This is a genomic window from Desulfomarina sp. (assembly GCF_054039375.1).
On record NZ_JBPLBA010000075.1, the window covers coordinates 1 to 8491 of the forward strand.

10 protein-coding genes are annotated in these 8491 nt (G+C 48.7%); 8 read left to right on the forward strand and 2 right to left on the reverse strand.

Annotated elements, in window-relative coordinates:
- The 7 genes from ACXLDX_RS04150 to ACXLDX_RS04180 all read left to right on the forward strand — a co-directional run.
- The coding region (locus ACXLDX_RS04150; RefSeq protein ID WP_457575930.1) for a 4Fe-4S binding protein at nt 1-711 on the forward strand (711 nt) is incomplete at its 5' end.
- Nucleotides 712-904: 193 nt separating this feature from the next.
- The gene (locus ACXLDX_RS04155) at nt 905-1324 is read left to right on the forward strand and encodes a hydrogenase iron-sulfur subunit (RefSeq protein ID WP_457575931.1); all 420 of its coding nucleotides are present in this window, start codon (nt 905-907) and stop codon (nt 1322-1324) included.
- Between the two features lie 12 nt (nt 1325-1336).
- A complete protein-coding gene (locus ACXLDX_RS04160; RefSeq protein ID WP_457575932.1) occupies nt 1337-2281 on the forward strand; it encodes an NADH-quinone oxidoreductase subunit B family protein in 945 nt (314 codons plus the stop codon).
- Entirely contained in the window at nt 2265-3731 is a 1467-nt protein-coding gene (locus ACXLDX_RS04165) for a Ni/Fe hydrogenase subunit alpha (RefSeq protein WP_457575939.1), read from the forward strand. The genes ACXLDX_RS04160 and ACXLDX_RS04165 overlap by 17 nt, the downstream gene beginning before the upstream one ends.
- Before the next feature lie 133 nt (nt 3732-3864).
- On the forward strand, nt 3865-4107 hold the full coding sequence (locus ACXLDX_RS04170; protein ID WP_457575933.1) for a hypothetical protein: 243 nt from the start codon (nt 3865-3867) through the stop codon (nt 4105-4107).
- A gap of 127 nt (nt 4108-4234) precedes the next feature.
- On the forward strand, nt 4235-5335 hold the full coding sequence (gene hypD, locus ACXLDX_RS04175) for a hydrogenase formation protein HypD (protein ID WP_457575934.1): 1101 nt from the start codon (nt 4235-4237) through the stop codon (nt 5333-5335).
- A 10-nt stretch (nt 5336-5345) separates the two neighbouring features.
- On the forward strand, nt 5346-5591 hold the full coding sequence (locus ACXLDX_RS04180; RefSeq protein WP_457575935.1) for a hydrogenase/urease maturation nickel metallochaperone HypA: 246 nt from the start codon (nt 5346-5348) through the stop codon (nt 5589-5591).
- 44 nt (nt 5592-5635) lie between these two features.
- Here ACXLDX_RS04180 and ACXLDX_RS04185 read toward each other — a convergent pair whose 3' ends face one another.
- The gene (locus ACXLDX_RS04185) at nt 5636-5977 is read right to left on the reverse strand and encodes a hypothetical protein (protein ID WP_457575936.1); all 342 of its coding nucleotides are present in this window, start codon (nt 5975-5977) and stop codon (nt 5636-5638) included.
- A gap of 241 nt (nt 5978-6218) precedes the next feature.
- On the opposite strand from ACXLDX_RS04185, the gene ACXLDX_RS04190 reads away from it, so the two are divergent.
- Nucleotides 6219-7595, forward strand: a complete 1377-nt coding sequence (locus ACXLDX_RS04190) for an MFS transporter (protein WP_457575937.1) — start codon at nt 6219-6221, stop codon at nt 7593-7595.
- Nucleotides 7596-7728: 133 nt separating this feature from the next.
- Here ACXLDX_RS04190 and ACXLDX_RS04195 read toward each other — a convergent pair whose 3' ends face one another.
- Nucleotides 7729-7911, reverse strand: a complete 183-nt coding sequence (locus ACXLDX_RS04195) for a hypothetical protein (protein WP_457575938.1) — start codon at nt 7909-7911, stop codon at nt 7729-7731.
- Between the last annotated feature and the right edge of the window lie 580 nt (nt 7912-8491).

Here is an 8491-nt window from a genome sequence, read left to right on the forward strand (position 1 = left end):
AATGTCTATATTCTTTATCGTGACATGCGCACCTATGGTCAGCGGGAGGCCCTTTACAAGGAGGCAAGAAAACTCGGTATTATTTTTATTAATTATGAACTTCATGGAAAACCCAATGTCACCGAAAACGGTCAGGTGATCGATGTGGAGGTCTGGGACCATGTTCTCCATCGGCCAATGAAAATCAAGGCTGATATGGTTATCCTTGCCACCGCAATTCGACCGAAGCCGGACGCTGCAAAACTCGGTCAGCTCTATAAGGTTCCCGTGGACGGTGACGGGTTCTTCCAGGAGGCCCATGCAAAACTTCGGCCTGTGGATTTTTCCACGGATGGAATGTTTGTTGCCGGTCTGGCACATTATCCCAAGCCCGTTGATGAGTCAGTCGCCCAGGCACTGGCGGCATCGTCACGGGCTGTAACCCTGCTCTCGAAAATGGAAGTTTCTCTTGATGCCGTCAAGGCGACTGTGGATGAGGATTATTGTGACGGATGCGCACTCTGCGTTGATGTCTGCCCCTATAATGCCATTACCCTTGTTGACAGAAAAGAGGAAAATGGCAGTGGGGAAAGCAAAATTATCAGGATTAACAAGGCCCAGTGCAAAGGATGTGGACTATGCCAGGGCACCTGCCCGAAGCGGGGTGTTTCCGTTGCCGGCTTTACCATGGAACAGGTCAGTGCGCAGATAAGAGCGGCCCTGGCCACATGATTTGCATGAAAATCCGCAAATCCTTCTTTTCGGAGTTCTTCTGCCATCCGGAAAGAAGGATTTGTTGGAGTTGAAGTAAAAGCCGGTATGGCTGGACGTTATGGTTCAGCCACAAAAAAACAATGAAAATTCCGACTGAGGCAATACAACCCTCAGTCGCGGATTTTCAGATAAAAATAAAGGAGTAGATCAAATGAGTTTTGAGCCGAAAATTGTTGCATTCTGCTGCAACTGGTGCTCCTACGCTGCCGCTGATCTCGCGGGGACTGCCAGGATGCAGTATCCGCACAATGTGCGGATTATACGGGTGATGTGCTCGGGCATGGTTCATCCGGAGTTTATCATGGATGCGCTGGCCCAGGGAGCGGACGGGGTGATGGTCCTTGGCTGACACCTCGGTGAATGTCATTACCTGGATGGTAATTATAAGGCAATGGATCGTTCAGATATGATAGCCGAACTGATGGAGGATTTCGGTTATGAATCAGAGCGTTTTAATTTAACATGGGTATCATCTGCCGAGCCGGACAAGTTCGTTGAGGCGGTGACGGAGATGACCACCCGCATAAAGAAGCTGGGTCCTGTGAATGGTGAACAGACCCCGGTTGTGTAAGAGGAGGGAGATATGGGAGTAACTACCGCTTTGGAGTGGTTGGGGTCCTGTTCGGGGTGTGAGATTGCCATCCTGAATATCGGAGAAGATCTCGTTCCGCTTATAACTGAAACCCTGGATATCGTCCATGCGCCGGTTCTGATGGACCATAAATATTTTGGTCAGTGCGGGGAGGGTGTAACATTGACCATTCCTGACGCAGTGGTGGGAATTGTCACAGGCGGGGTAAGTAATCACGAACATATAGAAGTGCTTGAGGAGATGCGGGCAAAATGCAAGGTGCTCATTGCTCTGGGAACCTGCGCCACCCATGGAGGTATTCCTGCCCTGATGAACGGCTGGAATCAGCAGGAAGGGTGGCAGGATATTTTCAGTACCGTTTCGACGGATCCTGGAGCAGAGATACCGAATATTGAGGTGCCTGCACCGCTTGACCGGGTTTATGCCTGTGATGAAAAAGTTAAAATCGATATGCAGCTGCCCGGTTGTCCGCCCAACCCGGAACTGATTGCCGAGGTGATAGTATCCCTGGTGGAAGGGCGGGACCCGGTACTGCCTGGTAAAAGTGTCTGTGATACCTGTCCCACCAGGCGGGAAGGTAAAGGTGCAGTCAGCAAGGTGAAACGATTTATAACCAATGCCGATTTCAAACCGGGTGGGCCGATTGATGAAATGCGCTGTCTGCTGGAGCAGGGGTATATGTGTATGGGTCCTGTGACGGCCGCCGGCTGCGCCAAACGCGGGGCTCCAGGTTGCATCAGTGCCAGGGTGCCCTGTCGTGGCTGTTTCGGGCCGGTGCGCAAGGGTGGTAATCAACTGCTGGATATGATGAATGCCCTGGCCAGTAATGGTATTGACTATAAATCTGTTGTCGATCGTCGTTCGATTTTACGATTTTCCGGAGCCCATGGAAGACTGCGTCCCGTGAAAAAGCGTGTTGATAGGGAGGAAAAATAAGATGGGAAAGGTATTGAATATAGCCCCGGTTTCCCGCATTGAAGGGCATGCAAAAATTGCCATTCATCTCGGGGACGACGGCAATGTGGAGGATGCGTTTCTCCATATTCAGTCGCTGCGCGGGTTTGAGAAATTTATTGAGGGCAGACCGGCGGAAGAGGTCCCGCGAATTGTCAACCGTATCTGTGGTATCTGTCCATGGATGCACCATCTGGCCTCCAACAAGGCGGTGGACGGAGCCTTCGGGGTGACCCCGACAGAGACCGGCTATAAGCTGCGGGAAATGTGCCAGGTGATGGCTCATATAAATGATAAAATTCTTCATTTTTTCTTTCTGGCTGCACCAGATTTTGTCCTGGGCCCTGATGCTGATTATTCTGTGCGCAACGTCATCGGAGTCGTCAAGGCTGCTCCCGAGCTGGCAACCCAGGTGGTGAAAATGAGGCAGCTCGGCCAGATGATGCTCGATAAATTTGCCGGAAAAGCCATTCATCCTATTGCCGGTGTCGTGGGCGGGTTTGCCAAGCCCATGGTGGAAGAGGAGCGGCTGGAATTACTGGAAGGTACCAGAACGCTGCTTGATTTTGCCACCTTCGCCCTTGATTACGCCATTGAGAATGTTTTTGCCAAATATATGGATGTGATCAGCGATCTGGGGGTGATCAAGACCGGATTTCTGGGCACGGTGGATCGAGAAGACGGCTCACTCAGGTTGTACGACGGAAAGCTGCGGCTGATGAAAAGTGACTCTACCTTTACCGATTTCGAAGGTGAAGATTATCTCGATTATCTTGGCGAGCATGTGGAACCCTGGGGATATTCAAAGATGCCCTATGCCAAATCGTGGGACGAGGGATTTGACATGAGCCTTGCCGCGCCAAAAGGTATTTATCGGGCCAATACCCTGGCCAGAATTAATGTCTGCGACAGGATCTCCACACCAAAAGCCCAGGCCGCTCTGGAAGAGTTCAGGGAACGTTTCGGTCGTCCGGCTCAGCAGACTCTGCTTTATCATTATGCAAGACTGATAGAGCTGGTTTACGCCTGTGAGCGGACCATTGAACTGCTTGAGTGGGAGGGGATTACCGATCCCGGGGTCCGGGCCAGGGTCAGGCCCGGGGCAGGAAGAGGGGTAGGTGTTGTCGAAGCCCCGAGGGGTACTCTTATTCATGACTATACTACCGATGAAAACGGCTGTATCGTCAAGGCTAACCTCATTGTCGGTACCACCCACAATATTGCACCGATGAATATGAGCGTCAGGCAGGCAGCGACATCTCTCATTGTTGACGGTGTCTATAACGAAGGATTGCTCAATCAGGTGGAAATGGCCGTCAGGGCTTATGACCCCTGAATGTCATGCGCAACTCACCGCCTGGATGGCGGTATTCCTGTTTCCGTTTCAATCATTGACAAGAAGGGAAAGGAAATTGACCGAATAGTCAACTGATTGCAAAGAGATAATGGCGGGAAGAGATGGTGTGCTTCCCGCCATTATTGATTTCAATCAATGGGCAAATAGTGTATATTGTAAAGCGGTTTTTCATATATGTGGAAAAACCGCATGACGAGAGGAAGGAGTTATGGCTGGAAAAAAACGAGCAGTCGTGCGTGCGGAAAACCCCAGTGGTGCCTGTGGCAAGCTTGAACATATGACAGTTGATGAACTCAAGGCCCGGGCTGTGGGTGATGAGTTTGACGGGACATGTCCCGCCTGCGGGCAGTTTCACTTGACCCGTGCGGAAATTGAAAAGATCGAGCAGGAAAAAGTAGTTGAATCCGAGAGCTACAAGACCATGAAAAGTGAAGCTGAAGCAGAAAAATAGTCCCTGTTTTCGGCTTTTACAATCCGGGAGTTGACAGCCTGATTGTATGGGTGTCAGGCTGTTTGCCCGGAATACGCAAAACAGCCGGGTGGATACATCTATTCACCCTGGTGTAAGGGTAGGTCGAATGAATAGCGGGAAAGTGACAACGGATGAGGAGCGTCAACAGGAATTGTTTGACGAACTCCATGAAATTGTGGATCGGCCCATACGGTTGATGGTTGCCTGCGGTACACAGAACCGGGCGATTCTTCGATATGGGATCCGGGAGAAACTGCCTCGCTATCTGGACCTTGTTGCAGGTCCAGGCTGTAGTGTCTGTGTTATGCCTGCCGGTCATATTGATGCTTTTATCAAAGTGGCTTTGCAGCCCGATGTCATTACTGCCGCCTGTGATGACCTTATCAGGGTTCCGGGAAGTACGGAATCTCTTGAATCCATAATGAAGAAGGGTGCCAGTGTGGAGATTATTTCAGCTCCCATGGATGGTCTGGATATAGCAGTCAATGAACCGGATAAAATTGTTGTTTATCCGGCGGTGGGATTTGAGGCCACTGCCCCTTCCGTTGCCGAGACAATTCTGGAGGCAGCCCGTATAGGGCTAGACAATTTCTGTGTTATCCCTTCCATAAGGTTGCTGCCGCCAACCATTGACCTGTTAATGCATGATCCCGAACTCAATATCCAGGGGTTGCTCTGTTCAGACCACATTAACACAATTTCCGATACGGAAGCCTATACGGTTCTGGCCAAAAAACATAATCTTTCCTGTTTTATTGCCGGTTTTGAAGCAGTTGATATTCTCGAAGGTCTTGTCAGTCTTGTGAAACAGATAAGAAATGGAGAGTCGATTTTCGATGATACTTCTGCATTTATCTACTCATCGGAAGAAAAAAGGAAGGCTCGCAAAATGGTTGCTGAAGTCTTTTTCGCCGTGGACACTCATTGGCGGGGACTGGGGTCCATTGAACAGAGCGGATTTGTTATCCGTGATGAGCTGTCTCTTTTTGATGCGGTAAAGCGGTTTAATATCAGGTTTTCCCAGGGGCACGAACAGTGTCTCTGTCAGTGCAATGCCATCATCTCCGGCCGTGGTCTGCCACCGGACTGTCCCGCTTTCGGTATGGCCTGTACCCCCCATAATCCAATTGGTCCCTGTATGATTTCCGATGAGGGTATCTGTTCGTCTTATTTTAAATATAATGTAGATTCCCGGCCAAACGACTGATACACTGCTTATGCATGAGTTTTCTCTAGCCCAGGGTTTGTATGATCAGTTACTCGATCTTCTTGATGAGCATGGAGCCGACAGGATAATTATGGCCGAAGTAGGTGTCGGTAGAGATGCCGGTATCGTAGTGGATTCCTTCACTTTTGGTTTTGATGTGCTGGCGCGCGGCAACGAAAAGAGCCGGGGTATGAAACTTACTGTTGTGGAAGAGGCCGGATCCGATCTGATGCTCTTGAGGGTGGAACTTGAGTAGTCGGGTGGGGAATGCGGGATGCGCTGTGATTACCGCACTTTGTATCAGTGGGGATAAAGAAAGGCCGAGAGGGCGAGAAAGAGGGTGATTATTGCACAGATATCCAGAAGGTTGCCAAGTCCACATGTTTTTCGTTTTCTGTAAAACTGTGGTTCCTGTGTTCCTTTTACTGTTTCAGGTGTAATCACTCTCCTTCTTGGATGATTCAGGAATTCACCGAGGCCGAAAATTGCCAGGGCAAGGGCCAGCAGAAGCAGAGCTTTGCAGATATGACCGGGCAGTCTGAGGTTCAGCACAAAGATGGATAATGCTGTTCCCATGGTAAATGCAACGGATGCCGCAACGAGAAGGGGTTGCACCTGACGGGATTGCGTGGTTCGTGTCATGTTTTTTCCTGTGCAGTTTTATTACCTTCCCTTTATTTTAGCACCTGAATCCTGCAATTGGCAAGTTCGGAGTCTGCGCTTATTAATTTCTCTGTTTCCTGACTTCGAACGAAAATTGTAATTTTTCAAGGTGCCTTTGAATTAACGGCATTGTAATTGCTCACACGGGTAGCAACTCTGTGATTTTATTACCTGTGAGCAATTACACGGCATGTTACCGATGCAGGAAAGTGAACTACGTATGAACAGGACTCAGCGCTCAACTCTGACCGTTTCCACCATCAGTTCTTTTATTACACCTTTTATGATCTCATCCGTCAATGTTGCCCTGCCGGCCATTGAGGCGGGCTTTCGCGGACAGGGAATCAGTGCAGTTCTCCTCAGCTGGGTGGCAACCGCCTATCTTCTTGCCGCCGGTGTATCCCTGGTGCCCATGGGAAGGTTAGCCGATATTGTCGGCCGGAAAAAAATTATGGGTTTCGGTCTTGCACTTTCCGCACTCAGTTCCCTTGCCTGCGCCGTTACACCGGATATTATTTTCCTGCTGGTTTTCAGAACGCTGCAGGGACTGGGAGGTGGGATGATCTTTGGAACATCCATGGCCATTCTGACCTCGGTTTTTCCACCCGGGCAACGTGGAAAGGTTATAGGAATAGCCGTTACGGCAGTCTATATCGGCCTTATGAGCGGTCCATTTATTGGCGGACTTCTTACCGATTATTTTGGCTGGCGTTCTCTTTTTATTGCCATTTTCTGTATGGGGGCTGTGCCCCTGTTATTCCTGCTCTTTTTTCTGGAAGGTGAATGGGCGGATGCCGCGGGAGAAGGCTATGATTATGTCGGGGTTTTTCTTTATACTCCCTCTCTTATCGCTATTATTTATGGTATCTCTATCTTGCAGCAGGCCTCCGGGCTGTTGTTGTTCGTGGGTGGCTGCGCTGGCCTGTCTGCCTTTGTCTGGTGGCAGGGAAGGGTTACGGATCCCCTTTTCCAGGTCGATCTGTTTCTGAAGAACAGGGTGTTTGCTCTCTCCAATGCGGCAGCCCTGATTCATTACAGCGCGACTTTTGCTCTTGTTTTTCTTTTCAGTTTCTATCTTCAGTATATCAAGGGGATGGATGCTAAAACCACCGGTATGATTCTTATTGCCCAACCCCTCGTGATGGCCCTCTTCTCGGCCTGGGCGGGACGTCTTTCCGATCGTGTCGAACCGCGGCTTCCTGCTTCCATCGGTATGGGAATAACTGTCCTTATGCTGTTTTCCTTCAGTTTTCTGGATGGTGATACCCCCGTTTTTCTTATATTGACCGGCCTTGCTGTTCTCGGATTCGGTTTTGCCCTTTTTTCATCTCCCAATATGAATGCCATCATGGGTTCAGTGGAACCACGTCATCTTGGTATTGCTGCAGGATCTTCGGGAACCATGCGTGTTCTGGGTCAGGTCATGTCCATGGGAATTGCCACCCTCTTCCTCTCACTCCATGTGGGTAGCCATGCCATTACCCCTGATCTTTACCCCCTGCTGCAACTCAGCATCAGCAGGACCTTTCTCCTCTTCAGCGTGTTGTGCGTCTTCGGGCTTTTTGCTTCACTGTCCAGGGGGGAAATTCACAGGTAATTCCCCTGGATCTTTTCCCGGAGTGAATTTTTTCATCGGGTTCAGGGAAAAACGGATGCATTTTCAGTGGTGGGCTATACAGGGTAGCTGCTTGCATCGGGGGTAATTCCAAGATATTATAACTTTTCAGAGCTCACAGCAGTGGTTCCCTGTCTGAAATTTTTTTCTGCCCTGGAAAAGTGGAACGCAGTTCTTCAATATCAGCCGGTTCCGTTGTCCAGTCGAGGGCCCCGAGGTTTTCCAGAAGGTTCTTTCTACGCCTCATGGAGAAGACGGGCAGGGAAAATCCGTTTTCAAGTTTTTTTTCAGGTATCATATCCATATCACGTATTTTTTTTGAAAAGGAATAAAAATATTCTTCTTAATAACTTTTCTTGATTGCCCATGAAACTCAGCCAAATTGTGAATGTGCCTGTTTTATCAGGCTAGCCTACGGTCAAAAATCACTGGAAATAGAAAAAAATGGAATGCCATCCTGAACAATAGGCCCGGTAAAAAAGAAGCGTAAAAAACCGGGATACCTTTGAACGATCTCCAAACGCAAGCTGAGTTTGAGCATCCAGTCATCTAGAAAATCAATAAAAAAATCAGAAGTTATTTTTTAAGACAACTATCAACAATTGACAGGTATCATGTTGTTATTTATAATTAATATTTATATAAACATAATATACATTATGCGACATTACATTTTTCTTATTTCCGATGGCAGGCTTTTAATAAACATGTGCAAAGTTTTTTATACAAACCCAGGTAACCTGTTCCGGCTCTCGCCTATTATCGTGGTGTAAACAGGCAAAAATAATGCTATAGAAAGAAGTCAAAGATTGTCCACGGGATCTAATTTCGAACCGCGATCCGGTCTTCATATCTAATTACAACGTAAAAATAACAAT